The following is a 26,833-nucleotide window of genomic DNA, read 5'->3' on the forward strand; positions in this document are numbered from 1 at the left end:
AGCCTAGCGGCGCGCGAAGGTCTCGTCGAAGGAGTAGCCCGAGCCGCGCACGGTGCGGATCGGGTCCTTCTCGCGCGGGCGGTTGATGGCCTTGCGCAGGCGCCCGACGTGGACGTCGACGGTGCGCTCGTCGATCTCGCTGTCGAGGCCCCAGACGCCGTCGAGCAGCTGCGAGCGCGTGAAGACGCGGCCGGGCTTCTCCATCAGGAATTCCAGCATCCGGAACTCGGTGGGCCCAAGGCGCAGCTCGCGGCCGCTGCGGCGCACCCGGCGGGTTTCGCGGTCGAGCGCGATGTCGCCGGATTCCAGCATGCTGGCGACCCGCTCGGGGGAGGCCCGGCGCAGCAGGGCGCGGACGCGGGCGACCAGCTCGGGCACCGAGAACGGCTTTACGACGTAATCGTCCGCCCCGGTCGCGAGGCCGCGAACGCGCTCGCTCTCCTCGCCGCGCGCGGTGAGCATGATGATGGGCAGGCGCTGCGTCTCAGGGCGCTGGCGCAGCCGCCGGCACAGCTCGATGCCGGAAAGGCCCGGCAGCATCCAGTCAAGGAGGATCAGGTCGGGGGTTCGCTCGCGGATGCGGATGTCGGCCTCGTCGCCGCGCGCCACGGCGTCGACCTGATAACCCTCGGCCTCGAGATTGTAGCGCAACAACAGCGTCAGCGCCTCCTCGTCCTCGACGATCAGGATGAATGGGGCGGACGCCATCACGCGGTCTCCGGATGCTTCACAGCCTGCTGTGTATGACCGGTCCATGACATTCATATTACACTCCGCAACCCTTGCGGGCGGAGCCGTCTAGGGATTCGACTGCGGGATCGTGACGCGGAAGGTGGAGCCCTCGCCGCGGCGGCTTTCCACCGCGAGGCGGCCGCGGTGGCGGGTCGCAATGTGCTTCACCAGCGCGAGGCCGAGGCCGGTGCCGCTCTTGTCGCCCGTTTCGGCGCGGTAGAAGCGCTCGGTGAGGCGCGGCAGGTCGGCTGGCGCGATGCCGGGGCCATGGTCGCGCACCGACAAGCGCCCGTGCGGCCGGCCGCCATCCTGCACGCTGTCGATCGTGATCTCGACCAGCTTGCCGGCCTGGCCATACTTGATGGCGTTTTCGACGAGGTTGTCGGCGACGCGCAGCAGCTCGTCCCGGTCCCCCGGCACGATCACCGGGCCGGGCGCGTGAACGCGGATCTCGACGCCCTTGTCCTCGGCCAGCGGCCGCAGCGTGTCGACCACCTGGCGGGCCACGGCGGCGAGGTCCACGGGCGCGTCGGGGTGGCGGTGCTCGCTCATCTCGATGCGCGACAACGACAGGAGGTCGTCGATCAGGCGCGACATGCGCTGCGCCTGGGCGCGCATGATGGCGAGAAAGCGCTCGCGCGCCGTGGCGTCGTTCTTGGCCGGGCCCTCCAGCGTTTCGACGAAGCCGAGCAGGGAGGCGAGAGGGGTGCGCAGCTCGTGGCTGGCGTTGGCGACGAAATCGACGCGCATCTTTTCGAGCCGGCGCGCCTCCGTCAGGTCGCGAAACGCGATCAGGGCGGCGGGTTCGCCGGGCTCCCTGGCGTCTCCCGGCAGGGCCGAGGCCTGGAAGGAGAACACGCGTTGAACGGGGACGCGTTCGTCGTACTCGTCGGAAATCGGCCCCTCGCCCCGCACAGCGGCTTCGGCGGCGCTGATGAGGGCCGGGGCGCGCAGCGCGAAGGACAGCGGCTTGCCGGGGGCGACGAAGCGCCATGTCCGCCGGGCGGCGGCGTTGCAAAGCACCACCGTGAGCACGGGGTCGACCAAGATCACGGGGTCGGGGATCGCCTCCAGCACGGACGCCACGAACGCGTCGCGCGCGGGCGGCGACGGTGGGTCCTGCGCGACGTCGTCCATCCCTCGCCCCTCAGCCCGATCCGACCTCGACCTCGTCGTCGTCCTCATCCTCGCTCTCGTCGGCCCGGAAGGCTTTCACCCGGCGGACGATCTCCATGGCGCCGAGCAGCGCCAGTGCGAGAACGAAGGGTATGAGGTAATAGCAGATCCGAAACAGCAGCAGCGCGCCGATCATGCCGCCATAGGGCAGGCGCCAGAAGGCCAGCAGCATGGTGCTCTCGAACACCCCAAGCCCGCCCGGAGCGTGACTGACGATGCCGAGGATGCACGCAAAGGCGTAAATGGCAGCCAGCGTCTGGAACTCGACACCGTAGCCGGGCGGCAGCAGCACGTAGAGCACCGCGCTGGCGCAGCAGACTTCCGCCGCGCCGAGCACGATCTGGGCGAGCGAGACGCGGAAGCTCGGCAGCTCCAGCCGCCAGCGCTGCACCCGCACGGCCCGCCGCTTGGCCCCGACCCAGAACAGGTAGCCGGCGATCACGGCCAGCACGGCCGCGCCGATGAGGCGGTTCGCGTTCACGGCCAGATGGTTGATATCCGAAATGGCCGGCGCCTGCCAGATCAGTCCGAAGCCTACGACCGTACCCATGCCGAGCAGGAAGGTGAGGCCCGCGATGGTGGTCAGGCTCGCGACCTTGCCGGGCGACACGCCGAGCGGCGCGTAGATCCAGTAGCGCACCGTGGCGGCGGTCACGAGCGGGAAGCCGAGCGTGAACGAGATGGCATAGCTGGTGAAGGAGCCCAGCGCGGTGGTGCGGAACGGGATACGCAGCTTGAGCTGGCGCAGCGCCAGCGCGTCATAGGCGGTAAGCAGCGTGTAGCTCAGCGTGACGAAGGCGAGCGCGATAGCGAGGTTCTCGAGCTCGGTCCTCGCGAAGGCGGCGCGCACGTCGGCGAGCTTCACCTCCGAGAGGATGCGCCAGAGCACCACGGCGGAGATCACGAACAGCAGCACGCTCGCGCCGGCGCCGATCCACGCCCAACGTCCCCGCGGCGCGTTCGGGCCGCCAAGCCTGCCGCTCGGCGAGCCGGCGACGACCGGGCCGGGCTCGGGCAGCTCGTCGCCCGAGCGCTCCTGCATGCGTGTCATTCCTGGGTCCATGCTGGGCCGCGGCCCTCGCGGCGGCTCCTTATGGCCGCACCGGACCGGCCCCGCAAGCCCCGGCGCGGGCCGGAGGCGCCGCTCAGGCCAGGCCGGCGAGCGCCTGCAACTCCTCGCGCGGCAGGCCGACGGCGTCCGCCGCCTGCCCGATCTGCTCCCAGGTGGTCACGTCCACCGGCACGCCGTCGCGCTGGCGTTCGGCGCGGGTGCGGCGCTCGGGTTCGCCAGCGATCAGCACGGAGGGATCGCGCCCGGGCGGGGGCGTGCGGGCCCACTCGATGAAGGCGTCGATCTGCGGAAAAAAGGTTTCGGCCGTGCCGACGGCGTCGGGCGAAACCACCACCGAGAACATGTTGTTGACGATCGCCTGCCGGCGCTTGGGGTGGTGCTGCGTGCCGCCGCCCGAGAGCGCGCCGGCCAGAAGCTCGCAGGCCAGCGCCAGGCCCCAGCCCTTGTGATCGCCGAAGGGCAGCAGCGTGCCGCGAGGCTCCTCGAACAATGCGGCCGGGCTCGTGGTGGGCTCGCCCTCCCCGTCCAGGAGCACGCCGGGCGCGACGTCGACGCCCTTGTTGTAGGCGACCCGCACTTTGCCGACCGCGAGCTTGCTGGTGGCGAAATCGACGATGATCGGCTCCTGGCCGCGGCGCGGAATGCCGATCGAAATCGGGTTGGTGCCGATGCGGGCGGCGCGGCCGCCGAACGGCGCCACGGCGGGATCGCTGATGACGTTGACGAAATGCAGCGAGACCAGCCCCTCGGCTGCGCATTGCTCCGACCAGTGGCCGATGCGGCCGATATGATGGCTGTTGCGCAGGGAGAGGATGCAGCTGCCGTTTTGCCTGGCGCGGTCGATCGCGAGCGCGACGGAATCATGCGCGATGGTCTGGCCGAGCCCCATGCCTCCGTCGCAGACCAGGAGCGAGCCGGTGTCGACCGCCACCGTCGGGGCGGCGTTGAGTTTCATCTCGCCGGCGGAGAAATTCGTGATGTAGGCCGGGATCATGCCGACGCCGTGCGAGTCATGGCCGCGCAGGTTGGCCTCGACCAGATGGTCCGCGACGAGGCGCTGCTCGCGCTCGCTCGACCCCGCCGCCGCAAACAGCGCGCGCACGGCGGCGCGCAAATCGGCGTCCTTGATCCTCAATTCCTGCGCCATCGGCGTCACCACCCTCGCGTCTGCCCTTGCCAGGGCTGTTTCGGCGCGAAGGTTACGGGGATGGAGCCCGTTGGCAAGGCTGGAAAAGCCCGCGAGGGGCCGCTCTGCGCGAGGCGCTTGGCAGAGGAATAGCCTGGCGGGGCGAGCCCCGGGTCCGAGGAGGACGGCGGACCCGGGGCGACCCGTTCCAGCTTCGCGAACTCAGAAACGTGTTCCGGGATCGGTCGGCTGGCCGGGCAAGTAGTCCGGCTCGGAGCCGGGACCTCGGGGATCGCCAATGGGCGTCTCCTCGGCCGGGTAGGGATCGTTCGGGCCGCTCGGCGGCGCGGGTTCGTCCGGGTCGGGCGCGGGCGGGGTCTCGGACGGAATGTTGCCGCCCGGAGCAGGATCGCGGCCGGGGATCACGCCCGGAATGGGCGGCGGCCCCGGCGAGGGAATGTCGATGGCGGGTTGCGGCATGGCGGCCTCCGTGTCGCGCAATCCTTGTCGTGTCGTGCTGGTCAATCCCGCCGCGCGGGACCGGTTCCGCCCTGCGTCAAATGGGCGGCTCGGGCGCGGCCGCATGCATTGCAAACGGACGCGGGTCGGCCGACCATCCGGCCGGGAACAAGGAGACGCGCCATGGACTACCGCACGCTGGGCCGCAGCGGCCTGAAGGTTTCGCCCCTGTGTCTGGGCACGATGATGTTCGGCGCGCAGACCGACGAGGCGACGTCCAACCGCATCGTCGCGCGCGGTCGCGAGGCCGGCGTCAATTTCATCGACACGGCCGACATGTATGCGGAGGGCCGCTCCGAGGAGATCGTCGGGCGCGCCATCAAGAACGAGCGCTCCTGGTGGGTGCTGGCCACCAAGGTCGGCAATCCGATGGGCCAGGGCCCGAACGGGCGCGGCCTGTCGCGCCGCTACGTGATGGAAGCCGCGGAGGCCAGCCTGCGCCGGCTCGGGACGGACGTGATCGACGTCTACTACCTGCACAAGGAAGACCACGACACGCCTCTGGAGGAAACCGTGCGGGCGCTGGGCGACCTCGTGCGGCAGGGCAAGATCCGCTATTTCGGCCTGTCGAACCATCGCGGCTGGCGGGTGGCGGAGATCTGCCGGATCGCGGACGAGCTCGGCATCGACCGCCCGGTCGTGAGCCAGCCCTACTACAACGCCATGAACCGCATGCCGGAGGTGGAGCATCTGCCGGCCTGCGGCCATTTCGGCCTCGGCGTGGTGCCCTATAGTCCGCTGGCGCGCGGCGTGCTGACGGGCAAATACGATCCCGCCCGGCCGCCGCCCGAGGGGACCCGCGCGGGGCGGCAGGACGCCCGCATGATGCAGACCGAATGGCGGCCGGAGTCGCTGGAGATCGCCCAGGAGGTGCGCCGGCACGCGGAAGCCAAGGGGGCGTCGGCGTCCCACCTGGCGATCGGCTGGGTGCTGAACAACCGCTTCGTCACGGGCGTGATCGGCGGACCGCGCACCGAGGAGCAATGGGCCGATTACCTCGCGGCGCTGGACTACCGCTTCACGCCCGAGGACGAGGCGCTGATCGACCGGCTGGTGCCGGCCGGCCACCCGTCGACCCCGGGCTACAACGATCCGGCCTATCCGCTCGAGGGGCGGCCGACGCGCGGTTGAGGCTCTAGACCTCGATCGGCGCGCCCTCGGCCCACCGGGTGAGCCGTTCGCGGAACGCCGTCGGGCTCGGCAGGCGGAAGGGCGCGATGGTGGGGCCGTCCCCGATCCGGATCGCGAGGCCGCCCAATTCGAGCACGGCCTGGAAGCCGTGCTCGTCCGTGACGTCGTCGCCCACGAAAACCGGGCGGCGGCCACGGAACGGGTCCATGTCGAGAAAGGCCCGCACGGCCCCGGCCTTGCTGGCGAAAGCGGGCAGGATTTCGAGCACGCTCTTGCCGGTCTGAATGCGCCAGCCCGGCCCGAGGCGCTCCATCGCGGCGCCCGCCTGGGCGACGGCCTCGTCCTCGAGCTCGGGCGCGAGACGCCAGTGGAGCGCGACGGAGCGGCCCTTGTCCTCCAGCAGCAATCCCGGGTGACGCTTGGCGAAGGCGCTGAGCCGCTCGGCTACGTCGCGCAGCACGGGATCGTCGGCGCCCGCGCCCGCGAGGAACTTGCCGGCATGGCGGGTCTCGACGCCATGCAGGCCGGCGGCGTCGAAGACGTGGGGAGCCAGGAACTCGTCCAGCACGGCGATCGGCCGGCCGCTCACAAGCGCGAGGGCGCCGCCGCAGCGATCGCGCAGCCGTTCGAGCGTCTGGCCGAGGCCCGCCGCGACCACAACGTCCTGCGGCCGGGGGGCGAGATCCACCAGCGTGCCGTCGAAATCCAGGAACAGCGCGAAGCCGTCCGCGTCCGGCCCGCCGGCGGGAGCGCGTGAGGGGCCGGGCTCGGACAGGGTCATGGCTTCAGGCTCTCTGGATGGGGTGGGCGCGGCGTCAACGCGCGAGGGCGGGCAGGGTTCGAAGCGAGCTTCGCTGTCGACTTTTGTGGTTTCTCAACCATGGGTTGCGATTGCGGGTCACCGAGAAGGGAATGTGAACGCCCCCGGCCTAGCCTGTCTGCTCATGGCGGACCAGCGCAATCCCTCAACGATACCGGGCCTCGACGGCCTGCGGGCGATCAGCATCCTGATCGTGATGATCTCGCATGCGGGGTTGCAAGGCCTGGTGCCGGGCGTGTTCGGCGTCACGGTGTTCTTCGCGATCAGCGGCTACCTGATCACGCGGCTGCTGCTGGACGAGGTCGACCGCACTGGCACGATCGCGATCGGGTCGTTCTACGCCCGGCGCATGCTGCGGCTCTATCCGCCGCTGATCGCCTATGTGGCCGTGATGGCGCTCGTCGGCTATGCGGCCGGCGAGCCCGTGGACCCGCTCGGTGCCGCCAGCGCGCTGCTGTATTTCGCCAACTACGTGAACATCTTCGCGCCGCACCGGCTCGACGGGATCGGCGGCCATTTATGGTCGCTGGCCGTGGAGGAGCATTTCTACGCGTTCTATCCGCTGCTGCTCCTTGCCGTGCTGGCCGCCGGCCGACGGCTCGCGCCCGCGCTGCTGGCGCTCTGCGCCGTGTCGCTGGCGGCGCGCATCGGCGTGTCGGCGGTCTGGCCGGCGGTCGCGGTGGACTACACCGGCATGGCGACCGAGTGCCGGATCGAGGGCATTCTGGCCGGCGCGCTCGCGGCGATCGTTCACCGCAGCCCGGCGGCGGGGCTGCCGGGGCTGTTGCGCGATCCGCGCGTCGCCATGCTGGCCCTCCCCGTGCTGGCGCTCACCTTCGTGATCCGCGACCCGTGGTTCCGCCAGACGCTGCGCTACAGCGTGCAGGAGATCGCCCTGGTCCCGATCATCCTGGCGGTGGTGTCGGCGCGCAGCGGCGGGATTGTTCAGCGCGTCATGAACAGCGCCCCGCTGGTCGCCACCGGCAAGCTCAGCTACTCGCTCTATCTGTGGCATTTCGCCGGCTACGAGATCGCGCTCGGCCTCGTGCCGGGCGGCGGCTGGCGGCTGGCGCTGGCCTATGGGCTCGGGATCGGGCTCGCCTTCGCGATTGCGTTCGCGTCCTACAGGCTCGTGGAGCAGCCCTTCTTCGCGCTGAGGCGCCGCTTCGGCTCGCATGTTCGTCCCGCCCTGGAGGACGAGGGCGCCGCGCAGGCGTCCGGTCAGGCGGCGAGATCGGCGTAGAGGCGGGCGTGATCCCGCAAGGTGGCGTCGATGCCGTAGCACTCGGCCGAGGCGGCGCCTTCCATCGCGAGGCTGCGCCTCAGCATCGGGTCGTTGGCCAGCCGCGCGAGGGCGTCCGTCAGGCCGCCGGCGTCTTCCGAGGCGAATAGGAGGCCGTTCACGCCTTCCTGCACAAGGGCGGCGAGGCCTCCCACACGGGCGGCCACGACCGGGACGCCGGCCGCCATGGCTTCCACGAGCGCCAGGCCGAAGCCCTCCGAGCGCGACGGCATCACGCAGATGTCGGCGTCGCGAAGCAGGTTTTCGACATCGGTGCGGCCGAACACGAACTGGACGCGGTCGGCGACGCCAAGCTCCTGCGCGAGCGCCTCCAACTCGGCGACCCAGGGATCCCGCGCGCCCAGCGTGACGCCCGCCAGCGTGCACGCGGCGTCGACGCCGCGGCTCTTCAAAATTGAAAGGGCGCGGATCAGGATGTCCTGCCCCTTCTCGGGATTGAAGCGCCCGACCTGAAGCAGGCGCAGCGGCCCATCTGCAAAGCGCTCGCGCCGGGCGCCGCGAAACCGTTCGAGTTCAACGCCGTTCGGGATTTCGACAAGGCGCCGCGCCCCGATCGCGCTGCCTTCGCGGGCCGTCGCCCGGGAGATCGCCACGGTGGCGTCCACGCCGGTGCGGTAGAGCTTTCGCGCCATGGCGCCGTAGCGCTCCGCCAAACCGAGGCAGTGCAGCGTGTAGACCACCTTGAGCCGCGGGCGGGCGAGCCGCAGCAGCATGGCCCATTTGCGGCTGCCTTCGTTGTGCGTGTGCACGACCTGGACGCCGTGACGCCGGACGATGCGCACGAGCTCCAGCATGTAGCGGGGATGTAGCCGCCCCTCCGGGCGTCCGAGGCGGTAGCAGGGGAAGCCGCACGCCTCCAGCTCGGCCATGAGGCCGGGGTCGATCTCGTCGTTCATGATGCAGACGACGTAGCGCGCCTCAGCGTCACGTCGGGCGGCCGACAGCAGCGACACCAGCATGCGCTCGGCGCCGCCGACGCGCAGCGACGAGATGAGGTGCAGGACGACGGGAGCCATCAGGCTCTCCCGCCAGCCGGCCGGATCGCGCCCAGGTCGGCGACGTCCTCGGGCTCTTCGCCGCCCTGGGCCCAGGGGGTGAGCAGGACGGAGCGGATCGAGAAGCCGAAGGCCATCAGGAAGGCCGCATAGACGACGCCGAACACGGTTCCGCCGGCTGCGAGCTGGACGAAGGGGCTGCCTGCCGCCAGCATGGTCTCCACGGCCATCAGCACCCCGCCGGCGATCCCGGCGGCCGTGAGCACCAGCGCGATGCGGGCGACCGGAAGCCGGAACGGCAGCACGCGGCGCGACAGAAGAAAGCTCGACAAGGTCGAGAGCGTGGTCGTGACCACGAAGCTCAGGCCCGCCCCGTCGATGCCCCAGCGCGAGATCATCGCCACCGATGTCACGGCCCCGACCACGGCCGGGATCGCCATCGAGATCAGGTAAAGGTCGTTGCGCTTGGCCGTGTAGAAGGCGTTGTCGAACACGAAGAACTTCAGCGAGATCATCACCGCGCCGAACACGATGGAGGGCAGCAGCGCCACGGCGTGCTCGCGGTAGGCCTCGGGCAGCAGCAGCCCGGCCAGTTGCGTATCCAGCACCGCAATCGCGACCGCGGCCCCGACGCACAGCACGCAGGTGGTCACCAGCATGCCGGCCTGGAATCGCCCTGCCCCGGCCGGACCCTCGGCCGCATAGCGGCGCACCAGCATCGGGAAGGTGTAGGAGTTCAGCGGCGCGATGAAGAGCTCGATCGGCTGCCGGCCGATCGCATAGGCGGCGGCGTAGAGGCCCACCGCGGCCGCGCCGGCGAAATGGTTGATCACGAGGCGGTCGAACCAGGTCATCACCCAGGTCAGCAGCGCGGTGACGATCAGCGGCGCGCCGAAGCGCAGGGCCGCGAGGTAGCCCACCGTGGGAAAGCGCGGCCGCGCCAGCGTGCGGAACGACGCCGCCAGGCTGGCTGCGGCCACGACGCCGCTGGCCAGCGACAGGGCCACCGAGGGGGCGAAGAAGCTGTGCGTCATGTCGGCCGTGACGCCGACCGCCGCCAGGATCGCGACGGCGCGAACGCCCTCCACGATGGCGATCTGCGAGTGGCGCTTGGCGATCTGCAAAAGCACGATGGCGAACCGCACCAGCCCGAGCCCGACCGTGTAGGCGACCAGCGCGATCCAGAACTCGAAGGTGCGCTCCGGCTCCGTCATCGTGGCGACCAGCCACGAGAGCGCGACGCCGATGCTGGTCGCTCCGCCGGAGAGCACCAGCAGCCGTCCGAGCCTGAGCGGCCGCAGGCCGTTGAGGCCCGCCTCGGTGCGCAGCGAATAGATGCGGATCCAGTTGGTGAGCGCCGTGTCGAGGATCTCGCCCACCGTGACGACGAGCACGAACAGCCCGTATTCGGCCACCGGCATCCAGCGCGTGAGCACGATCAGCAGAACGAACATGGCAAGGCGCGGCGCGAGCGTCGCGGCCAGGTAGAAGAAATAATCGGCGGGCTTGCGCATGGGGGAATGCTTGCTCAGGCGGCGCGCTTGCGACGGGCGGGCGAAAGGCCGCCGATCTTGTGCGCCACAAGCTCGCGAGCGAGCAGCACGGCGAACACCGCGTTGGTCTTGAGGTAGCGGCCGAGCATGCGGCGCGGCTCCTGCAGCATGCGGTGCAGCCATTCCAGGCCGAAGCGCTGCATCAGCGCCGGCGCGCGGGAGACCCGCCCGGCGACCACGTCGAAGCTGCCGCCAACGCCCATCAGGAACGGGGTTCCGAGCGTGTCGCGCCAGCGGCGCATGAAGCGCTCCTTGCGGGGCGTCGGCATGGCGATGAACAGGCAATGCGCGCCGCTGTCGCGCACGAGGTCGCGGATGCCTTCTTCCTCCTCCGGCTTGAAGTAGCCGTGGTGCGCGCCCGCGAAGACGAGGCCCGGATAGCGCCGCTGCAGTTCGACCTGCGTTTCGGCCAGCACATCCGGCTTGGCGCCCAGCAGAAACGGCTTGAAGCCCCGGCGGGCGCATTCGTCCATCATGCGCAGGAACAGGTCGATGCCGGTGACGCGCTCGGGGACGTCATGCCCCATCGCCTTCAGGCCGACCACGACGCCCATGCCGTCGAGGCCGATGATGTCGCTGTCGCGGATGTCCTGGGCGAGATCGGCGTCGGTGCGCGCATTCACGAGCTTGGCGACGTTCATCGCCACGTGCTGGCAGCGGCGGCCGGAGCGCATCGCCACCAGCGCGCGGTCCACGGTTTCGTCCATGGTGGCGATGTCCATGGGGGTATCGAGCAGGCGAACGCGGATCATGGCTTGGCTCCCCTTCAGCTGATGGCGCGCAGGGCGCGGACGTTGCGGTCGAGGACCACGAAGGCCCAGATCTTGTCGGCGTAGTCGGCCTTGCCGCTCATGTGCAGGTCGACGATGCGCTCCATTGCGCCGGGGCGCAGGAAGTCGCGCTGCCAGGTGTTGGCGAGCGTGTCGTAGACGACGTCGCGCAGGCGGCCGCGGAACCAGCGGCCGAGCGGCATGTCGAAGCCGACTTTGCGGCGCTCGACGCACTCGGCCGGCAGGTAGCGCAGCGCGAGCTGGCGCAGCAGGTATTTCTGCTTCGCGCCGCGCAGCAGCATGTCGTCGCCCAGCGAGGCGGCGAAGTCGCCGACGCTGCGCGTCACGAAGGGCACCCGCGCCTCGATGGAGGCGTGCATGGTGGCGCGGTCGGCGGCCGTGAGCATGTCGTCGGGCAGGCGCCGGCGCTGATCCAGGAACAGGGCCTGCCGCAGCGTGTCGACGCCGTATTCGCCGGTGTTCACGCCGGAGAACATCTGGCCGACGAGATGCGGCTCGAACGGCATGCTCGTGCCCGGGAAGCCCTGGCGGCCGGAGGCCTGGCGCAGAAAATGGGCGATGCGGCTGCGCGGGCCGGCGGCCTTCTCGGCCCAGCCGGCCAGCATCGGCACATGCGCGCCGAGCACGCTCAGGCGCTTGGCGAGGCGAAAGCGCCAATACTGGTTGTAGCCGCCGAAGAACTCGTCGGCCCCTTCGCCGGCCAGCACCACCTTGTAGCCGCTGTCGCGCGCGAACTGGGCGACCACGTATTTCAGCACCGAGGCGGGCTCGGCGTTGGCGTCGTCCATCACGCTGGGCCAGGAGTCGAGCAGGCCGAACACGGTCTCCTCGTTCATGAACTTCACCGAGTGCCGCAGCCCGTAGCGGCGGGCCACCGCCTGCGCGTAGGGGCTCTCGTCGAAGCGCTTGTCCTGGAAGCCGGCCGAGAAGCAGTGGAGATCGGGGGCGTATTGGGCCGCGATGGCGGTGATCAGGCCGGAGTCGATGCCGCCCGACAGGAGCGAAGCCACCGGCACGTCGGAGACGAGATGCGCCTTCACGGAGGCGTGCAGCACGGCGTCGAGCTCGGCGAGCAGGTCGGCCTCGGAGGCGCGGCTCACCGGGATGTCCCGGTCCTGCGCCCAGCGCTTCATCTCTACCGTGAACGCGCGCAGGTCGAACACCGCCATGCAGCCCGGCGGGATTTCGCGGATGTCCTGGAACATCGTGCGCGGCGCATGGGCGGCGCGGGAGGTGTAGTACTCCACCAGCGCCTGGCCATCGATGCGCTTGTCCGAGAACGGCATCAAGGCCTGCAGGGTGGAGCCGAACGCGAAGGCCTCGGCGGATTTCAGCACATAAGCCGGCTTGATGCCGTAGCGATCACGCGCGACGTAGAGCTTGCCCTGGGCCTTGTTGAGATACGCGAAGGCGAACATGCCGTCGGCGCGGTCCAGGAAATCGGGTCCCTGCGTGTTCAGCCCCTTCAACAGCACTTCCGTGTCGGAACGGGACGCATAGAGGGTGTTGGGCTGGCGCAGCTCCTCGTGATTATAGATCTCGCCGTTGAAGACGATGATCCCGGCCTCGTCCTCCATCGGCTGCAGGCCGCCCTCGGCGTCGATGATCGACAGGCGGGTGTGCACGAGATCGACCGCGCCCCGCCGCAGCGTGCGGGCGTCGTCGGGTCCGCGGCGCGCGAGCGATTGCAGCGCCAGCGCGCAAAACCGCTCGCTCACCTCGGGCGAGGGATTGCGCTGAACCAGACCGGCAAATCCACACATCGACGACGTCCTGATTTGGAGGGAGCGCGCGGCGGCCCGAGGGCCGCGGCCGGATCAGTTGGCGTCGGGCTGGAGCAGGCCGACGGTGTCGACCACGACGCGCGAGGCGAGCGCGGCCCGGTCGATCATCCGGAACTTGCTGTGCGCCACCAGGATGACGACGAGGTCGGCCTCCGCAACCGCGGCGGCGCAATCCACCAGCGCGACGTCGGGACGGCCGGCGAGCTCGTCCGGCAGACGGGAGATGTTGGGCTCGGCCACCAGCAGGCGCCCCACGTGGCGATCGGCCAGGATGCGGGCGATCTCGACCGCCGGGCTTTCGCGAAGGTCGTCTACATTCGGCTTGTAGGCGAGGCCCAGCACCGCGATGGCGGGCTCGCGGAAGCGCCTGGCGAGCTTCTGGACGCGGTTGGCGACGCGCTGGGGCTTGCCGTCGTTCACCGAACGGGCGGCCGCGATCAGAGGCGTCTCCTCCGGCATGGCCTGGTGGAGGAACCACGGGTCGATCGGGATGCAGTGACCGCCGACGCCGGGGCCGGGCGACAGGATGTTGACGCGGGGATGGAGGTTCGCCATGCGGATCACCGACCACGGGTCCACGCCCATACCCTCGCACAGGATCGAGAGTTCGTTGGCGTAGGCGATGTTGACGTCCCGGAAGGCGTTCTCGGCGAGCTTGGCGCACTCGGCCTCGCGGCTGGTGGCCAGCATCATCTGCCCCATCGCGAAATGCGCGTAGACCTCGCGGGCCCGCAACGCGCTGGCGTGGTCGAGCCCGCCGATGATGCGGGCGTTGTCGACCAGCTCGCGCAGGGTCTGGCCGGGCAGGATGCGCTCCGGGCAATATGCGACAAGGATGTCGGACTGCTCGGGAGCGTGATCCGGGAAGGTGAGGTCCGGGCGCAGGCGGCGCAGCTGCGCGGCGGCGCGCTCGGTAGTGCCCACCGGCGAGGTGGACTCGATCACGATCAGGTCGCCGCGCTTCAGCACGGGGGCGACCGACGCCAGGGCGGACTCGACGGCCCGCATGTCGGCCTTCTTGTCACGGGTGATCGGGGTCGGCACCGCAATCAGGAAGGCGTCTGCGGGCTTGGGGGCCGAGCAGGCCTCGAGCCGCCCGGCCTGCACCACCGCGCTCAGGATCATGTCGAGATCGGGCTCGGCGATATGCGCGCGGCCCTCGTTGATGCGGGCCACCGCCTCGGCCTTGAGATCCACGCCGATCACCTTGAGGCCGCGGGAGGCCAGCAGCGCGGCGGTCGGCAGGCCGACATAGCCGAGGCCCACCACCGACACGGTCTCGATCGGCCGGCGCCCGTTCGCGCCGACGCTCGTCGCGCTCTGGGCCGGGCTGCGGTCCGGGGCTTCGAAGGTCGGCTGGGGGGCGTTGAAGGGGGCCATGGCTCGCATCTCCTGACGTCGTGTCCCGCGGCGGGGCGGGGGTGTGGTGTTGCAACCTATGGTCGCAATCCCGGCGCCAGGGTTGTGCGTCCCGGCTTGGGACAATCCGGGATGCGCCGCGCCGGGGAGGCGGTCAGGCGAGGACGATTCCGCGGATCTTGCCGCGCACGGCGTCCAGCAGTTCGAGGGTGTCCTGTAGGGCGTCGCGCCGGGTCACGCCGGGGGTGGCGACCAGGATGATGTCGTCCGCCGCCGTCGCGAAGGACAGGGCCGCCGGGTGCGTGGCCGGCGTGCCGGCGTCGAGCACGAGCCGGTCGAAGCCGCGGGCAGGTCCCATCAGGGCGGACCCGACGAGGTCGGGCGACGGCCGGCCAAGGCCCGGCGCGGCGGCGAGCACGCCGAGCCCCGTCTCCTCGTCCACCACCACGGCGCGGTCGAGCGTGCAGCGCCGGCCGATCACGTCCGCAAGGCCGTGCTCGGGCATGGCCTCCAGGTCGCGGCTGAAGCCGGCCTCGCCATCGGCGTCGACCAACAGGACGCGGCCTTCGTCGCGCGCAGCTGCGGCCGCTAGGTTGAAGGCGAGTTGGGTGCGCTGGAAGTTCGGCTCCACGGACAGGAACAGGATGCTGCGCGAGGCGAGCCGCGACGTGCGGGGCGCGCGCGTCAGATCGAGCAGCCTGTAGACGAGCGCCGCCATCGCGCCGCCCGGCTCGTCGATCACGAGCGTGCGCAGCGCGCCTCGACGGCGCGCCTTGGCGTCCGCCGCGAGCACGCCCAGCACGGGCAGGCGCGACGCCGTCGCGAATTCGCTCTTGCGGTGCAGCGTGCCGTCCGTGAGCTCGCGCAGGAGGGCGGCGCCGACGCCCAGCATCAGGCCGCCGAACAGGCCGCCGGCGAGAATGAGAGAGCGCGACAGGCCGGTCGGGCTCTGGCTAGCGATGGCGGGCGAGATCACGCGGGAGTTGGAGGTGTCGATGCCCTGCTGCTCGGAAATCTCCTTGGCGCGCTGCAGGAAGGTGGCGTAGATCGCGCGGCTCGCCTCGGCCTGGCGCTCCAGCTCGCGCATGCGCACCATGGCCTCGCCGCTGTCGTTGGCGGCCGTCTTGAGCTTGTCGAGCGTGCGCGAGAGGCTGTCCTCGGCCTGCCGGGCGCGGTCGAAATCGGCCTCGGCGGCGCGCGCCAGCCGGGTGAGCTCGCCATCGAGCTGGCGGCGCACGTCCGCGACCTGCGCGCCGATGGCGGCGGCCTCGGGGTGGCGCGGGCCGAGCCTTGCGCCGATGTCGGCCTGCTGGCGGGTTGCGTCGGCGTACCGCCCCTTGAGTTGCGCCACCACGGCGGAGCCCGCCGCATCCGGCACGTCCCCCATGGCGAGCGGCTGGCGGCGGATCTGCTGCACCTGGTCGAAGCGGGCGCGGGCGTCGGCCGTGCGGGCGCGGGCCGACACGAGCTGCTTGCTGATCTCGGCGATCTGCTGCTCGGGCACGAGGCTGCCGCTGGCGCCGATGAGATCGTTGCGCGAGCGGTACTCGGCGACCAGGCGCTCGGCGTCCTGCACACGAATGCTCAGTTCGCCGATGCGCGACGCCAGTGCGCGCGAGGCGCGCTGCGAGGCCTCGACCTTGCCGGCGGCCTCCTCCTGCAGGTAGACGGCCGCGATCGCGTTGGCGATGCGGGCGGACTTGTCGGCGCTGAGCGTCCAGACCGACACCTCGACCACGAAGCTCTTGTCGGCGCGCTTCACGGCGACGCGCTTCTCCAGCGTGGTGAGCGCCGTCAGATAGGGTTCGGAGGTCGGCTTCTGGCCGATGAATTCGGGATCCTGGTCGAGGCTTTCGCGGGCCACGACCTTGCCGAGGATGCTCGACGAGCGCAGCACGCCGAGCGCCGTTTCGGCGTCCGTGGAGGTGAGCTCGGCCGCCTGCACGCGCAGGGTCGCGTCGGGGCGCACCACCTGCAGCTCGCGTGGGTCGGCCAGCAGCTGCACCGTGCTGGCGAAGCGGGGCTTCAGCATCGCGGCGCCGGCCGCCGCCGCGAACAGGCAGAGGAGCAGCGGCGCGAGCAGGTGCCATTTCCGCCGGAGCAGCATTCGCCCGGCGCCCCGCATGTCGATCGTGATCGCTTCGGCGACCCAGCCGCGCGAACGCTCGGGCTCCTGCGCGGGTCGCTCGGCGGCGGCCTCCCAGCGATGGTGCGTGACGATGCTCATGCGCGACGGCTCCGGATCGACAAGGTCCGGACCTCCAGGCCGCCCGTTTGCGCCAGGATGAGGCGGCTTCGTGCCAACCTGATGCGCGCGGGCGACCGCATGGAGATCCCATCGCGAGCGCAGCAAAGCGTATGCCTACCTCAGGTTGTCGTGATGGTTGCACGGCAACCCAACCTTAAGCACCAGCGTGCTAATCGCCGCGCCAAGGCAAGGCGAGGACGATGACGTCAGCAGAGCATGCCGCGAGACCCGTGCGGGTTCTCGTGGTCACCCCGACCGGCCTGGCGGGCCAGGGCGGCATCGACCGGCTGTACTTCTACCTGCGCCAGGTCGAGGCCGTTCGCGGCCCGCAGGGCGTCGAGATGCTGTATTTCGCCGCTCGCGGGCCTGCCGAAGGCTGGCGCTCGATGCTGGGTTTCCCGGCCCGGGTCGCGGCCTTTTTGTGGACCGTGGTGGTCGGCGGCATCGACATCGTCCACCTCAACCACTCCACCCATGGCAGCGTCTACCGAAAGGCCGTGCTGGCCATGCTGGCCGGGCTCGCGGGCCGGCGGGTGGTGATCCATTTCCACGGCATGGTGACGCCGCAGGACCAGGCGGCCCGGCCGCTGTGGTTTCGCATGCTGGGCTGGATGGCGCGCGACGCGGACCGCATCATCGTGCTCGGCCGCTATTTCGCGCCGTTCTTCTCGCGCGCGATGGGCGCGGCGCCGGAGCGCATCGTCGTGATCCCGAACGGCATCCCGGATTTCGCGCCCGACATTGCGCCGCCGAAGCCCCACCACGGCGCGCCGCTGATCCTCTTCGCCGGCGAAGTCGGCTCGCGCAAAGGCGCCGACCTCCTCGTGGACGCGCTCGGGAAGCTCGCCGCCATTACGCCGCACTGGCGCTGCGTGATGGCCGGCAACGGCGACGTGGACCACTTCCGCACGCTGGCGACGGAGGCCGGGCTCGCCGAGCGCGTGTCCTTCACCGGCTGGGTGGACAGCGACGCCGTGCACGCGCTGATGCGCGAAGCCGCCATCGTGGTGCTGCCGTCGCGGGTCGAGGGCCTGCCGCTAACCTTGCTGGAAGGCGCCTGCGCGGGCGCGGCGCTGGTCGCCTCGGATGTCGGCGCGATCCCGGACGTCGTGGTCGACGGCGTCACGGGCGCGATCGTGGCGCTCGAGCCGCAGCACATCGCGGCGCGCCTGGCCGAGCTGCTGCTCAGCCCCGAGCGCCTTGGCCGCGCGCAGGCCGCGGCGCGCGACTCCTTTGTGCAGCACTACGAGATCGGCCGCTTCGCCGACCGGTTGCGGGCTCTTTACCTGGAGATGACCCGCGCCTAGGCGCGCAATCCCAACGCCCGCAATTGCACGGCGTCGAACGTGGTGGCGTCGTCCGTCTCCACCAGCGCCATGCCGCCATAGCCGGTGACGGCCCAGAGCGCCCACGCGAAGCCGTTGGCCTCCGCCTCGACGCGCACGTCCGTGAGCCAGCGCTCGCGGGCGCCGTCGTCGGCCGCCCGGTAGGGGCCATAGGTGCGCGTGACGCCGAACTCGCCGAGCAGGATGCGGGAGCGGTCGACGCCGCTGCGCGCCGCCCAGTCCGACACGGTGCGGAAGTCGCGCCAGATCGCGGCGCGGTCGAAGCCGGAGTCGAGATAGGCCGTCGCGGCCGCCTTGGCCCCGCGCAGGGCCGCGCCGCGCTGGGCGGCGCTGAGGCCCGGCTCGGCCGCGATCTGCCGGGCGATGTGGTCCAGCGTGGCGGCGCGGTCCGCGCCGGCGGCCGGATATGGCAGGCTGGAGATGTAGCGCCAGAAGCGCGCGTCGCCCTGGTCGGCCTTCACGCCCTGATGCGTAAACACGTGCGGGGCGTAGTAGTGGAAGGTCCACCAGACGTCGCTGCCGCGAAACGGCGCTGTGTCGAGCGCCAGCAGCCCGTCCTTGTCCCCTCCCCGCGCGCCCGAGAGCACGATCGGCAACTTCGGTGCGGCTTGTCTCGCGCGCGCGTGCAGCTCCGCCAGCATGGCCTGCCAGCGCGCGGTCGAGCCAGCGTCCCAGCCATATTGCGGCTCGTTCATGAGTTCGAGCGCCACGCGCGGCGTTTCCAGCGCGCTGAGCCGGCCTGCGATGCGCGCCAGCATGTCCGCATAGGCGGTGAAGAGCGGCGAGCCCAGCGCCGCGGTGATGAGCTCCGGCGCGTAGGCGGGAACCTGGCTGACGGGATGGAAATCGACAATCACGCCGAAGCCGGCGTCGAGCAGCCGCCGCACCTGCGTGAGCAGCATGCCGTCGAGCGCGTCGCGCTTCTCGCCCTCGAACTGCAGAAAGGGACCGGGATCGATCGTCAGGCGGATGAAGTCGAAGCCGGCGCGCACGAGGTTGCGCAGAATGGCGTCCGGGGTCTGGTGCGCCGGCCCGGCGAAGGGCGGCCACGCGAAGCGGGTCTTGTCCGCAGGCTCCACGGTGGCCCAGTTCAGCAGGTTGTGGATGCTGGCGCCGCGGCGGAAAACGGGGCCTGCAGCGCGAAGCGGCGATGCGGCCGCGAGCGTCGCCACGCCGGCGGCGGCGGCCAGGAGCCCGCGTCGGGTGAGATGGCTCATGACGGGCGCCGCACAGGAGGGCCTGCCTCGCGCCCGTAGGCGAGCAGATAGACGATCATCATGAGCACTGCCTGGTTCTTGGATGCGAGGGTGTTGTTGGAGAGGGCGCAGAGCAGAAATGCGACGACGCCCATGGCGGCGCGCCAGTTCTGGCCGGCCACGAGACGCCAGAAGGTCCACAGGATCGTGCCGAACAGCACGGCCGCTCCGACTGCGCCGAACTGGAACACGAACATGATCACCGGGCTCTCGATGAACTCGAAGCCGAGCTTCTCGAAAGCGAGCTTCTTGATCCAGAGCAGGTCGGCGCCGAGCAGGATGTCGCGCCAGGTCACCATGGAGAACAAGCGGTAGATCTCGACGCGCGCATTGGCGCTGTCGTCCACATAACCGTCCGTGATGAACCGTTCGAGCAGGCCGAGCTGCGCCATGGCGAACAGCGCCACGGGCGCGAGCGCGAGCATGCCGAGCAGCGTGAGGCCGCGGATCTGCAGGCGCCGCGTGGGATTGGGATCGCGCATCGGCGCCGTGAGCGCGCTCACGACGGCGACGCCGGCGCAGAGCAGCGCCCCGGTGCGCGCGCCCGCCGCGAAGGCCGCCACCACCAGCAGGGCCATCGCGGCGGCCTTCGCCCAGGCGGGCCAGCGGGTCAGCATCACGAACGCGATCGATCCCGCGTTGAAGAGGCCGACGACCAGCGGATGGGAGGTGAGGCCGGTCGGCCGGAAGCCGTTTTCCTCATACGGGTAGGGCAGGAGCCGGTGCCCGGTGGCCTTTTCGGCGAGCACCACGAGCGAGCTCAGCAGCATGAAGGCCAGCAGCGCGTCGCCGACGCCGCGACGCCAGGCCGGCGTCAGCAGCAGCATCAGCGCGCCGGCCAACGCGGCGCTGACATAAGTGTCGACCAGGAAGCCGGCAGAGACGCTGTTGCCCGACAGCACCACGATGGCGGTAAGGCCGAACACCACCCCCACCAGGGCGCCCATCTGGCGCAGCACGCGGGCCTCGGCGGGCGAGAGCACGATCCGGGTCGTCAGCAGCGCGAAGCCGAACAGGGCGACGCCCAGATAGGTGCCGACGTGGATCTTCTCCACAACGGACCCGCCGTCGTTCGAGTAGTTGATCGCCGCGTTGAGAAGGTTCTCCGACAGCACGAAGCGCGACAGCAGCGCGGCCGCGATGCCCCAGGACAGCACAGCGCGCAGCAGCGGGCGATCCTCGGCCGGCGACCAGGGATCGGCCCCCGCCGACGCGGCGACGCCGGCGCTGTTCAACACGGGTTGGGGACGGGCCATGCGCCGGCTCAAAACGCGTTGCGGGAGGCGGCCGGAAAAGCCGTGAGGGCGAGGATCTTGAGGTCCAGCCAGAACGAGCGCCCATCCACATAGGCGAGGTCGAGCTCGACCCGGCGACGCATCTTGTCCACCGTTTCGGTGGGGCCGCGATGACCGTTGACCTGCGCCAGGCCGGTGATGCCCGGCGTGACGCTGTGGCGCCGCGCATAGCCGGGGATCAACGCCTCGTAGTACCGGTTGTGCGAAACCGCGTGGGGGCGAGGCCCGACCAGCGACATCTCGCCCATGATGACGTTGAAGAGCTGCGGCAACTCGTCGACGCTGGCGCGCCTCAACACGGCCCCCACGCGGGTAAGGCGCGGGTCGAGCCGGATGGCCTGGCGCACGTTTTCCTCGTCCTCCACGCACGTCATGGTGCGGAACTTCCAGATCCGGAAGGTGGCGTGGTCGAGCCCGTGCCGGGTCTGCCGGAAAAACACCGGCCCGCGGCTCTCCAGCTTGATCGCGATGGCGACCATGATCAGCGCCGGCGTGAGCAGGATGAGCCCGAGCGTGGCGAAGACGATGTCGAACAATCGCTTGGCGATCGATCTGCGCGATGTCCCGGCCACGCGGCGCACGCTGGGGCGGAGCGGTATCACCCGGGAGTCCTCTCTCGGAACATAGATTTCCGGTTGTGTTTTCTTTCGGAACGATGCGTCGCGAAAAGCAGCGTTGGGGCGTTCGGACATCGGACGTTTCCAGTTGCACTGCGGAGATTTGCAACCTCTGTGCCCGTATTGCGTGTGCTCCCGACCGAGCGCGACTTCTTAACCTTGGGACGCTGTAATGTTCGGCGCGGGCCCGTGCGCGATTGCGCCGGAGCCCCGTGTATCGAATTCTCATCAAATGACGCGAATTGCTCCGCGCTGCGTCCCGGAGAGGGGTGAATGAAGATCGCGCTGCGCCTGCCGGCGGGCCCTGCCCTGCGATGGCATCTGGGGCTGGCCGAGCGGCTGCGTTCGGCGGGGCATGGCGTCGTCGTCCAGCACGGGACGGCGCCGGCCAGCCTGCCCGCCGACCTCGCCGCGCTCGTCTGGTTCGAACGGCGCGTCTTCGGGCGCGCGCTCACGGCGCTGGACGCCGCGCCGGAGCTTCAGTCGGACCTTGGGGACGACGCTCCGGTCGATCTCGTCATGGACCTGACCGGGGGCGACCGGGCTGACGCAGGGCCGGCGCTGCGGCCCGAATTCGACGGCGCGCCGGGCTGGCCGGCCCTCTATGCGGCGTTGCTGGCGGAGCGATCGCCGACGCTTTCGGTGCGCCGCATTCCGACCGGGCGCATCGTGGCGACCGGGCTGGCGGCCCTGCCCCAGCCGGCGCTGTTGTCCTCCAGCCTCGAAGCCGTTCTGAACCGCCTGTCGCTTTTGCTCGTATCCGCCGTCTCGGCCTCGGGCGGCGCGGAGGCGGCTCCCGCCGCGCCTGCGCCGGGTCACAAAGGCGCGCTCGGATTCGGGGCGTCGCAGTTCGCGCGCGGGGTCGAGCGCAAGCTCCGGTCGCTAACCGAGCATCCGGCGCATTGGCGGATCGGCTGGCGCAAGGCGGGCGCCGGCGAGGACCTCTACGATCGGCCGGCCTGGCCCGCGGCCGGGTATATATGGCTGCAGCCGGGCGAGGGGCGCTACGTGGCAGATCCCTTCGTGATCAGCCGGGGCGGCCAGTTCTGCGTGTTCTGCGAGGTGTTCGACTACGCCGACCCGCGCGGCAAGATCGGCGTGTTCACGCTCGACGCCGAGGGCCGGGCGGGCCCGCTCAGCATCGTGCTGGAGCGGCCCTACCACCTCTCCTATCCGTTCGTGTTCGAGCGCGACGGCCAGGTCTGGATGATCCCCGAGACCTATGCGAACCGCAGCGTCGAGCTCTACCGGGCCGAGCGCTTCCCGGATCGCTGGGTGAAAGAAGCCGACATCCTGACGGGCGTGGAGCTGTCGGACGTGACGCTGGCCGAGCATGACGGCCGGTTCTGGATGTTCGCTGCCGACACGGCCGGCGGGCAGACGAGCTGGGACGCGCTGAGCCTGTTCATGGCGGACCACTGGCGCGGGCCGTGGACGCCGCATCCGCTGAACCCGGTGCTGGTGGACGCCCGCGCGGCGCGGCCGGCCGGCATGCTGGAGCGGCGGCGCGGGGCTCTGTTTCGTCCCGCGCAGGATTGCCGCGCCGGCTATGGGGCGGGCCTCTCGATCTGCCGCGTCGATCGCCTCGATCCGGAAGGCTTCAGCCAGACCGTTTTGGCGAGCCTGCCGCCGATGGGGCGTCGCGACACGGGCGCGCATACGCTGAATATCGGCGGCGGCTTCGAGGTGATCGACCATTGCGCGCCGATGCGGCGGCGCTAGCGCGGGGCTGTGATGAAACAAAAACCCCGGCGCGGGAAGCGCCGGGGCGTATGACGGCGGACTTGCACCCTCAGCCGATCGCCAGGGCGAGCTGCCCCATCTCGACGGCCGGGATCGGCAGGGGCGAGACGCCGGACTGTCCCAGCAGGTCGGCCACGATGCGGGCCGCAGCCTTGCCGTCGCCAAAGGGGTTCGCGCCCGTCGCCATGGCGGCGTAGCGGCGGCGGTCGCCGAGCAGGTCGGCGACATGTCCGACGATGCGGGCCGGATCGGTGGAGACCAGGCGGGCGACGCCGGCCTCCACGGCCTCCATGCGCTCGCTGGTGTCGCGCATCACCAGCACGGGCTTGCCCAGCGCGGGCGCTTCCTCCTGCACGCCGCCCGAGTCCGTCAGGATCAGGGACGCACGCGTCATCAGGTAGACGAAGCTGCGGTAGTCCTGCGGCTCGATCAGCGACACGTTGGGGACGCTGGCGAGCAGGTCGAACACGGGCTGGCGAACGTTCGGGTTCAGGTGCACCGGATAGACGATCTGGACGTCGTCGCGCGCGGCGAGCTGGCGCAGCGCCTCGCAGATGCCCAGGAAGCCGTCGCCGAAGCTCTCGCGGCGGTGGCCGGTGACGAGGATCATGCGCTTGGCGGGGTCGATCCAGTCGAAGCGGCCGTCGAGCTTGTCGCGGATCGGACCCGGCGTGGAGACCTCGTCGGCCACGTGCAGCAGCGCGTCGATCACGGTGTTGCCCGTGACCATGATGGAGGAGGCCGGATAGCCCTCGGCCAGCAGGGCGCGCCGGGCCTTTTCGGTCGGGGCGTAGTGGCGGTCCGTCACCACCGCGGTGACGCGCCGGTTGGCCTCCTCGGGCCAGGGGCTCAGGAGATTGCCGGTGCGCAGGCCCGCCTCGACATGGCCGACCCTCACCTTGTTGAAGAACGCCGTCAGCGCCGCCGCCGTGCTGGTGGCGGTGTCGCCCTGCACGAGCACGAAATCCGGCCGGTAGGCGCGCATGATCGGATCTAGGCCGGTGAGCACCCGGGCCGAGATGTCGGCCAGCGTCTGGTCGCCGGTCATGATGTCGAGGTCGTCGTCGGGCTTGATGTCGAAGATCGCGAGCGTGTCGTCCAGCATGCGCCGATGCTGGCCGGTGACGCAGACGCGGGACTCGACGCCCGGCATGGCGCGCAGGGCCATCACGATCGGTGCCATCTTGATGGCTTCCGGGCGGGTTCCAAAAACCGAGAGGATACGCATACGGGCCTCGCTGCTGCGGCCACGCGGGCCGTCTTGTCACAGCGTGAGGTGAGCAAGGCGGAGGCCACGCTTCAGCAGATTTGCAACCCCCGGTTGCGTATCGAAGCGCATCAACCTGTTCGTCTGACGGGTTCCGAACGGGACGGGCGCCCCAAACCGAAACAATCGCCGCCGGGGTGGACAGGGCGGCGGCGTTGCGGTTCATCTGCGGGATGAGCCTCCCTCCCCTCACGCTGGTCCTCGGCGGCGCACGCTCGGGCAAGAGCCGCCATGCCGAAGCGCTGGTCACCGCCATGCCGGCCCCCTGGCGCTATGTCGCCACCGGGCAGGCCTTCGACGCCGAGATGGAGGAGCGCATCGCGCTGCACCGGGCGCAACGCGGCGCGGGCTGGATCACCGTGGACGCGCCGCTGGAGTTGCCCGAGGTGCTGGAGCGGATCGGCAAGGCGCCGCCGCCGATCCTCGTCGACTGCCTGACGCTGTGGCTCACCAACCTCATGCTGGGCGAGCGCGACCTCGTGGAGGCGTTCGAACGGCTCGAGGAGGCGCTGGCGGCCAGCCGAGCTCCGATCGTGCTGGTGAGCAACGAGGTGGGGCTTGGCATCGTCCCCGAGAACGCGCTGGCGCGCCGCTTCCGCGACGAGGCCGGCCGGCTGCACCAGCGCCTCGCCGCCCGGGCGGACCGCGTGCTGTTCGTAGTGGCCGGACTCCCGATGACAGTGAAGGACGCGGCCAGCCCAGCCCGCTAGGGCTTCGCCGTGGCGGCGTCCGGCCGTTTCTCCGGCGCCAGCGCGACGGCCGCGTGGCCGGGGATGCGCCAGCCATTGTCGCCCTCGATCACGGGCGTACCGCCGCCGCCATAGTCCGCGTCGTCGCTGGACCACAGCCGGCGCCAGCCGCAGCCCTCGGGCGGGGCCGCAAGCGGCTCGGCGAGCGATGGCGCGGCGATGTCGCGGCCGAAATTCACCAGCAGCAGCCGGTCGTCCCCGTCCGGGCCGAAATAGCGCAGCAGAAACGCCTCCGGACCAATCACCGCGCCGTCGAGCCCGTCGCGGCCCTGCGCGGCGAAAACGGTATCCTGCCGGCGCAGCCGCAACAGGTCGCGGTGCAGCGCCAGCGTCTCCTGATTGCGCTCGCACTCGGCCCAGTCGAGCACGCAGGCCTTGAAGGTCTCGAGCGCGCCCGGGTCCAGCGTCCGCGCGCGCGGATCCTCGCCGATGCTCTGGAACTGGTCGAGAAAGGTGCGACGCCCCTTGCGGACCAGTTCGGCGAGCTCGGGCGTGTGGTGGGCGAAATACACGAACGGGTTGCTGGCCGCGAACTCCTGGCCCTGAAACAGCATCGGGGTGCCGGGCAACAGCAGCAGCAGCGCCGTGGCGGCGCGCAACTGGCCCGCGCCCGTGCGGCGCGACAGGCGATCGCCGGGCGCGAAGTTCGCAACCTGGTCGTGGTTCTCGAGGAAATTCACGAACTGCTCGGCGGCCATGCCGCGCGCCGGTATGCCGCGGCGCTGCTTTTGCCAGCCATAGCGCTGGCCCTGGAACAGGAAGCCGTATTTGGCCGCCGACACGAACTCCTGCGGCGCGCCGGCGTGGTCAGTGAAATAGGCCTCGGCCCGCCCGGTCAGCGCCACGATGGCGGAGTGGTGCCAATCGTCGTTCCAGAGCGCGTCGAACCCATGGCCGCCGTCCGAAATGGGCCGCGCCAGGGTCGAATGCTGGGGCTCGTTCTCGCCCACGATGATCACCGGCCGGCCGGGCGCCGCCTCGCGCGCTGCGCGGGTCAGCGCCGCCAGGATGTGCTCGGGGCTGTCGTCCACGAAAGCCTGCGTGGCGTCCACCCGCAGGCCGTCGAAGTGGAACTCGTCGATCCAGTAGGCCGCGTTGGCGAGCACGAACTCGCGCACGCCGGCGGAGCCCTCGCCGTCGAAGTTCACGGACTCGCCCCACTCGTTGGCGTGCTTGTCGCTGGTGTAGGGGCCGAAATGGGCGAGGTAGCAGCCGTCCGGCCCGAAGTGGTTGTAGACCACGTCCAGGATCACGCCGAGCCCGAGGCGGTGGGCCTCGTCCACGAAGGCGCGGAGGTCGTCCGGCGAGCCGTAGAGCTGGGTGGGCGCGAACAGGTCGACGCCGTCATAGCCCCAGCCGAAGCGGCCCGTGAAGGCGTTCACGGGCATCATCTCCAGCACGGTGACGCCGACATCCTTCAGGAAGGGCAGTTTCCGGGCTGCGGCCGCCCAGGTGCCCTCGGGCGTGAACGTCCCGACATGGAACTCGTAGACCACCTGCCCGCGCAGTTCGACGCCCTGCCAGCCGTCGTCGCGCCACCGGAAGGCGGTCGGGTCCACCACCGCCGAGGGACCATGCGGGCCGTCAGGCTGCGAGCGGGAAGCCGGGTCCGGGTAGGCCTCGCGGCCATCGATGCGATAGCGGTAGCGCGAGCCGACGCGGGCGGCCGCAGAGACCACTGAGAAATATCCATCGCCGTCCGAGGCCATCGGCTCGTCGGCCTGCCCCTCGATGGCGAGCGCCACCGCGGAGGCGCGGGGCGCCCACACGCGAAACGACACGCCGCCGTTCACCGGTTCCGCGCCCACAGGATAGCGGCGCGCACCGCCCTCTCGGGTCCCCCAGGCCATCGTCATCACGTCCACTCCGTCGCCGAGGCTTCTGGCCTTTTCTGGCGCGGATGAAACACCGCCGCGGCGGAGCGGTTCCGGCTCGGCGGGCGGGAACCGTC

At 70.6% G+C, this 26,833-nt stretch carries 22 protein-coding genes; 5 read left to right on the plus strand and 17 right to left on the minus strand.

The features are described 5' to 3' along the window. Nucleotides 1-3: 3 nt before the first annotated feature. The 5 genes from phoB to AC1DSZ_RS07360 all read right to left on the minus strand — a co-directional run bounded on the left by phoB (nucleotide 4) and on the right by AC1DSZ_RS07360 (nucleotide 4,586). Nucleotides 4-708 carry a phosphate regulon transcriptional regulator PhoB gene (gene phoB, locus AC1DSZ_RS07340; RefSeq protein ID WP_188516205.1) on the minus strand — a complete coding sequence of 235 codons (705 nt, stop codon included), beginning with the start codon at nucleotides 706-708 and terminating at the stop codon, nucleotides 4-6. Nucleotides 709-798: 90 nt separating this feature from the next. Further along, nucleotides 799-1,869 carry an ATP-binding protein gene (locus tag AC1DSZ_RS07345; RefSeq protein WP_476837716.1) on the minus strand — a complete coding sequence of 357 codons (1,071 nt, stop codon included), beginning with the start codon at nucleotides 1,867-1,869 and terminating at the stop codon, nucleotides 799-801. Nucleotides 1,870-1,879: 10 nt separating this feature from the next. Then, entirely contained in the window at nucleotides 1,880-2,959 is a 1,080-nt protein-coding gene (locus AC1DSZ_RS07350; RefSeq protein ID WP_476837717.1) for a lysylphosphatidylglycerol synthase domain-containing protein, read from the minus strand. Nucleotides 2,960-3,053: 94 nt separating this feature from the next. After that, nucleotides 3,054-4,127 (minus strand): malate/lactate/ureidoglycolate dehydrogenase, encoded by a 1,074-nt coding sequence (locus tag AC1DSZ_RS07355; protein WP_188516202.1) that lies wholly within the window; start codon nucleotides 4,125-4,127, stop codon nucleotides 3,054-3,056. A gap of 201 nt (nucleotides 4,128-4,328) precedes the next feature. After that, complete coding sequence (locus AC1DSZ_RS07360) at nucleotides 4,329-4,586, minus strand: hypothetical protein (protein WP_476837718.1); 258 nt, start codon at nucleotides 4,584-4,586, stop codon at nucleotides 4,329-4,331. A 162-nt stretch (nucleotides 4,587-4,748) separates the two neighbouring features. On the opposite strand from AC1DSZ_RS07360, the gene AC1DSZ_RS07365 reads away from it, so the two are divergent. Beyond that, nucleotides 4,749-5,756, plus strand: a complete 1,008-nt coding sequence (locus AC1DSZ_RS07365; RefSeq protein ID WP_476837719.1) for an aldo/keto reductase — start codon at nucleotides 4,749-4,751, stop codon at nucleotides 5,754-5,756. Nucleotides 5,757-5,760: 4 nt separating this feature from the next. Here AC1DSZ_RS07365 and otsB read toward each other — a convergent pair whose 3' ends face one another. Further along, nucleotides 5,761-6,537, minus strand: coding sequence for a trehalose-phosphatase (otsB, locus tag AC1DSZ_RS07370; protein WP_476837720.1), 777 nt, complete (start codon nucleotides 6,535-6,537; stop codon nucleotides 5,761-5,763). A 133-nt stretch (nucleotides 6,538-6,670) separates the two neighbouring features. On the opposite strand from otsB, the gene AC1DSZ_RS07375 reads away from it, so the two are divergent. After that, a complete protein-coding gene (locus AC1DSZ_RS07375; protein WP_476837721.1) occupies nucleotides 6,671-7,819 on the plus strand; it encodes an acyltransferase family protein in 1,149 nt (382 codons plus the stop codon). Here the strand turns inward: AC1DSZ_RS07375 and AC1DSZ_RS07380 are convergent. The 6 genes from AC1DSZ_RS07380 to AC1DSZ_RS07405 all read right to left on the minus strand — a co-directional run bounded on the left by AC1DSZ_RS07380 (nucleotide 7,798) and on the right by AC1DSZ_RS07405 (nucleotide 16,588). Then, nucleotides 7,798-8,895 carry a glycosyltransferase gene (locus AC1DSZ_RS07380; RefSeq protein WP_476837722.1) on the minus strand — a complete coding sequence of 366 codons (1,098 nt, stop codon included), beginning with the start codon at nucleotides 8,893-8,895 and terminating at the stop codon, nucleotides 7,798-7,800. The two genes, AC1DSZ_RS07375 and AC1DSZ_RS07380, sit on opposite strands and share 22 nt — an antisense overlap. Further along, entirely contained in the window at nucleotides 8,895-10,388 is a 1,494-nt protein-coding gene (locus tag AC1DSZ_RS07385) for an oligosaccharide flippase family protein (protein WP_476837723.1), read from the minus strand. Before AC1DSZ_RS07385 ends, AC1DSZ_RS07380 begins: the two co-directional genes overlap by 1 nt. 14 nt (nucleotides 10,389-10,402) lie before the next feature. Then, on the minus strand, nucleotides 10,403-11,179 hold the full coding sequence (locus AC1DSZ_RS07390) for a WecB/TagA/CpsF family glycosyltransferase (protein ID WP_476837724.1): 777 nt from the start codon (nucleotides 11,177-11,179) through the stop codon (nucleotides 10,403-10,405). A 14-nt stretch (nucleotides 11,180-11,193) separates the two neighbouring features. After that, nucleotides 11,194-12,981, minus strand: coding sequence for an asparagine synthase (glutamine-hydrolyzing) (gene asnB / locus AC1DSZ_RS07395; RefSeq protein ID WP_476837725.1), 1,788 nt, complete (start codon nucleotides 12,979-12,981; stop codon nucleotides 11,194-11,196). Nucleotides 12,982-13,035: 54 nt separating this feature from the next. Beyond that, nucleotides 13,036-14,382: a UDP-N-acetyl-D-mannosamine dehydrogenase gene (gene wecC / locus AC1DSZ_RS07400; RefSeq protein ID WP_476837726.1), complete on the minus strand. Its 1,347-nt coding sequence runs from the start codon at nucleotides 14,380-14,382 to the stop codon at nucleotides 13,036-13,038. Nucleotides 14,383-14,515: 133 nt separating this feature from the next. Continuing rightward, a complete protein-coding gene (locus AC1DSZ_RS07405; protein ID WP_476837727.1) occupies nucleotides 14,516-16,588 on the minus strand; it encodes a GumC family protein in 2,073 nt (690 codons plus the stop codon). 221 nt (nucleotides 16,589-16,809) lie between these two features. Here AC1DSZ_RS07405 and AC1DSZ_RS07410 point away from each other — a divergent pair, with 221 nt between their 5' ends. Continuing rightward, the gene (locus AC1DSZ_RS07410) at nucleotides 16,810-17,916 is read left to right on the plus strand and encodes a glycosyltransferase family 4 protein (protein ID WP_476837728.1); all 1,107 of its coding nucleotides are present in this window, start codon (nucleotides 16,810-16,812) and stop codon (nucleotides 17,914-17,916) included. Here the strand turns inward: AC1DSZ_RS07410 and AC1DSZ_RS07415 are convergent. From AC1DSZ_RS07415 to AC1DSZ_RS07425, 3 genes are read right to left on the minus strand one after another with little or no spacing between them, the layout of a single operon-like run. Continuing rightward, complete coding sequence (locus AC1DSZ_RS07415; RefSeq protein ID WP_476837729.1) at nucleotides 17,913-19,172, minus strand: glycoside hydrolase family 5 protein; 1,260 nt, start codon at nucleotides 19,170-19,172, stop codon at nucleotides 17,913-17,915. The two genes, AC1DSZ_RS07410 and AC1DSZ_RS07415, sit on opposite strands and share 4 nt — an antisense overlap. Next, nucleotides 19,169-20,467: a VpsF family polysaccharide biosynthesis protein gene (locus AC1DSZ_RS07420; RefSeq protein ID WP_476837730.1), complete on the minus strand. Its 1,299-nt coding sequence runs from the start codon at nucleotides 20,465-20,467 to the stop codon at nucleotides 19,169-19,171. The genes AC1DSZ_RS07415 and AC1DSZ_RS07420 overlap by 4 nt, the downstream gene beginning before the upstream one ends. Before the next feature lie 8 nt (nucleotides 20,468-20,475). Then, nucleotides 20,476-21,108: an exopolysaccharide biosynthesis polyprenyl glycosylphosphotransferase gene (locus AC1DSZ_RS07425; RefSeq protein ID WP_476837731.1), complete on the minus strand. Its 633-nt coding sequence runs from the start codon at nucleotides 21,106-21,108 to the stop codon at nucleotides 20,476-20,478. A gap of 288 nt (nucleotides 21,109-21,396) precedes the next feature. On the opposite strand from AC1DSZ_RS07425, the gene AC1DSZ_RS07430 reads away from it, so the two are divergent. Continuing rightward, a complete protein-coding gene (locus AC1DSZ_RS07430) occupies nucleotides 21,397-22,845 on the plus strand; it encodes a glucosamine inositolphosphorylceramide transferase family protein (protein WP_476837732.1) in 1,449 nt (482 codons plus the stop codon). A gap of 70 nt (nucleotides 22,846-22,915) precedes the next feature. Here AC1DSZ_RS07430 and wecB read toward each other — a convergent pair whose 3' ends face one another. After that, the gene (wecB, locus tag AC1DSZ_RS07435) at nucleotides 22,916-24,094 is read right to left on the minus strand and encodes a non-hydrolyzing UDP-N-acetylglucosamine 2-epimerase (RefSeq protein ID WP_476837733.1); all 1,179 of its coding nucleotides are present in this window, start codon (nucleotides 24,092-24,094) and stop codon (nucleotides 22,916-22,918) included. A 212-nt stretch (nucleotides 24,095-24,306) separates the two neighbouring features. Here wecB and cobU point away from each other — a divergent pair, with 212 nt between their 5' ends. Next, the gene (cobU, locus tag AC1DSZ_RS07440; protein WP_476837734.1) at nucleotides 24,307-24,843 is read left to right on the plus strand and encodes a bifunctional adenosylcobinamide kinase/adenosylcobinamide-phosphate guanylyltransferase; all 537 of its coding nucleotides are present in this window, start codon (nucleotides 24,307-24,309) and stop codon (nucleotides 24,841-24,843) included. On the opposite strand, the gene treZ is transcribed toward cobU, so the two are convergent. Beyond that, nucleotides 24,840-26,738: a malto-oligosyltrehalose trehalohydrolase gene (treZ, locus tag AC1DSZ_RS07445; RefSeq protein WP_476837735.1), complete on the minus strand. Its 1,899-nt coding sequence runs from the start codon at nucleotides 26,736-26,738 to the stop codon at nucleotides 24,840-24,842. The genes cobU and treZ overlap by 4 nt on opposite strands. Nucleotides 26,739-26,833 lie beyond the last annotated feature (95 nt).

Source organism: Alsobacter sp. P4_H11 (assembly GCF_056400925.1).

What these genes read in the sequence shown, in the direction of transcription:
- AC1DSZ_RS07360 (WP_476837718.1), bottom strand. Translation starts at nt 4,586, where the DNA reads ATGCCGCAACCCGCCATCGACATTCCCTCGCCGGGGCCGCCGCCCATT.
- AC1DSZ_RS07355 (WP_188516202.1), bottom strand. Translation starts at nt 4,127, where the DNA reads ATGGCGCAGGAATTGAGGATCAAGGACGCCGATTTGCGCGCCGCCGTG.
- cobU (WP_476837734.1), top strand. Translation starts at nt 24,307, where the DNA reads ATGAGCCTCCCTCCCCTCACGCTGGTCCTCGGCGGCGCACGCTCGGGC.
- AC1DSZ_RS07415 (WP_476837729.1), bottom strand. Translation starts at nt 19,172, where the DNA reads ATGAGCCATCTCACCCGACGCGGGCTCCTGGCCGCCGCCGCCGGCGTG.
- AC1DSZ_RS07365 (WP_476837719.1), top strand. Translation starts at nt 4,749, where the DNA reads ATGGACTACCGCACGCTGGGCCGCAGCGGCCTGAAGGTTTCGCCCCTG.
- phoB (WP_188516205.1), bottom strand. Translation starts at nt 708, where the DNA reads ATGGCGTCCGCCCCATTCATCCTGATCGTCGAGGACGAGGAGGCGCTG.
- AC1DSZ_RS07385 (WP_476837723.1), bottom strand. Translation starts at nt 10,388, where the DNA reads ATGCGCAAGCCCGCCGATTATTTCTTCTACCTGGCCGCGACGCTCGCG.
- AC1DSZ_RS07345 (WP_476837716.1), bottom strand. Translation starts at nt 1,869, where the DNA reads ATGGACGACGTCGCGCAGGACCCACCGTCGCCGCCCGCGCGCGACGCG.
- wecC (WP_476837726.1), bottom strand. Translation starts at nt 14,382, where the DNA reads ATGGCCCCCTTCAACGCCCCCCAGCCGACCTTCGAAGCCCCGGACCGC.
- AC1DSZ_RS07380 (WP_476837722.1), bottom strand. Translation starts at nt 8,895, where the DNA reads ATGGCTCCCGTCGTCCTGCACCTCATCTCGTCGCTGCGCGTCGGCGGC.
- otsB (WP_476837720.1), bottom strand. Translation starts at nt 6,537, where the DNA reads ATGACCCTGTCCGAGCCCGGCCCCTCACGCGCTCCCGCCGGCGGGCCG.
- AC1DSZ_RS07390 (WP_476837724.1), bottom strand. Translation starts at nt 11,179, where the DNA reads ATGATCCGCGTTCGCCTGCTCGATACCCCCATGGACATCGCCACCATG.
- AC1DSZ_RS07420 (WP_476837730.1), bottom strand. Translation starts at nt 20,467, where the DNA reads ATGGCCCGTCCCCAACCCGTGTTGAACAGCGCCGGCGTCGCCGCGTCG.
- AC1DSZ_RS07350 (WP_476837717.1), bottom strand. Translation starts at nt 2,959, where the DNA reads ATGACACGCATGCAGGAGCGCTCGGGCGACGAGCTGCCCGAGCCCGGC.
- wecB (WP_476837733.1), bottom strand. Translation starts at nt 24,094, where the DNA reads ATGCGTATCCTCTCGGTTTTTGGAACCCGCCCGGAAGCCATCAAGATG.
- AC1DSZ_RS07405 (WP_476837727.1), bottom strand. Translation starts at nt 16,588, where the DNA reads ATGAGCATCGTCACGCACCATCGCTGGGAGGCCGCCGCCGAGCGACCC.
- treZ (WP_476837735.1), bottom strand. Translation starts at nt 26,738, where the DNA reads ATGACGATGGCCTGGGGGACCCGAGAGGGCGGTGCGCGCCGCTATCCT.
- AC1DSZ_RS07430 (WP_476837732.1), top strand. Translation starts at nt 21,397, where the DNA reads ATGAAGATCGCGCTGCGCCTGCCGGCGGGCCCTGCCCTGCGATGGCAT.
- AC1DSZ_RS07410 (WP_476837728.1), top strand. Translation starts at nt 16,810, where the DNA reads ATGACGTCAGCAGAGCATGCCGCGAGACCCGTGCGGGTTCTCGTGGTC.
- asnB (WP_476837725.1), bottom strand. Translation starts at nt 12,981, where the DNA reads ATGTGTGGATTTGCCGGTCTGGTTCAGCGCAATCCCTCGCCCGAGGTG.